Genomic DNA, 1150 nt, shown 5'->3' on the forward strand with positions numbered 1-1150 from the left:
TGCAACGTCACTTGACCGCTCGGTAAGCAGCTTATTTATATCTGATTCGACTTTTTATCGGAATTTTTATGTCTAAATGGAATCAGATCCTGCTACCGGCACAGCCGTGTTCTCCAGCCTCCGTGGGGCCGGTCTGACGAGCGACTGGGTCCTGATGTTGTTGAGTATCAGGCCAGGGCCGTCAGCCGCGGTAGCCCCTTCAGCAGCGTCGGCCACCACTTATCGGCGGCATCGCCGAGATGCACCGTCATGCGCCGGGCGTGCAGCGATAATGTCGCTGCCACTTTGAGCACCTGCTCGCGCATCCGTATCAGGCTCCATCCCTGTCGGGTTTGTCTGACCAGCAGGCAACGCAGGCCATGCAGCACCTGGTAGGCGCAGAGACTCAGCAGTAAGCTCGCCTCGTTGCGGGCCATCACGTCCTGAACGGTGGAGGCGCCGCGATCCGTCGAGGAAAGGTGCACGTTGAGCGCTGACTTCACCTCGCCCATGTGTGCCTCGGCACTGCCGCGCTTGCGATAGAGCTCCAGGACCTTCTCTGGTGGCCAGTCGAACTTATTGAGGTTGGTGACCAGAAAGAAAGCGTGCAGCAACAAATCGTCGGGACGCTCCTGTGTCACCAACACCACGCGGCGTGGTGCAGGCCAGGAACCGGCTTGATACTCGAGATCACGGCACCACTCCCGAGGTTGCTCGGGTGGGCGGCCTCGAGGCCGTTTCAGGTACGGCGCCGCCAGCTTCTGGAGACCCGAGTGACTACGTAGTCGCCCCAGGAACTCGATCCCGCGCTCTTCCAGGGCCTCCAGTGTGTCATGACCGGTGAAGCCCGCATCGATACGTACCCGGACACTGGCCCCGGTACTTTCGTGGAGCCGGCGCACCAGATGGGGAATCCAGGTATCGGCGTCCTCCGCCGGTCCGACGTTGCCCTCGCGAAGCAGGCCGCCGACCATGTCGCCGGTCTCAGCCAACGAGGCGATCAGGGGCGAGTAGATCCGTGCGCCGACATGGCCGTGGTAGGCCGATCCGCCCTGATGGCCGTGGACCTCGATCGGCAGGCCGTCGATATCCAACGTCAGGTGCTTGGGACGTTCGCCGCCGTTCAGGGTAGTCAGTCGCCAGAGGGTCAGCCGCAGCAGGCCCTCATGCA

General features: G+C 62.3%; 1 protein-coding gene. It reads right to left on the reverse strand.

The annotated features are described in order from the left end of the window. Positions 1 to 167: 167 nt before the first annotated feature. On the reverse strand, positions 168 to 1150 hold a 983-nt coding region (locus QWY74_RS12935; protein ID WP_290314464.1), incomplete at its 5' end, for an IS1380 family transposase.

Source organism: Halomonas almeriensis, assembly GCF_030409235.1.
Classification (GTDB): domain Bacteria; phylum Pseudomonadota; class Gammaproteobacteria; order Pseudomonadales; family Halomonadaceae; genus Halomonas; species Halomonas almeriensis.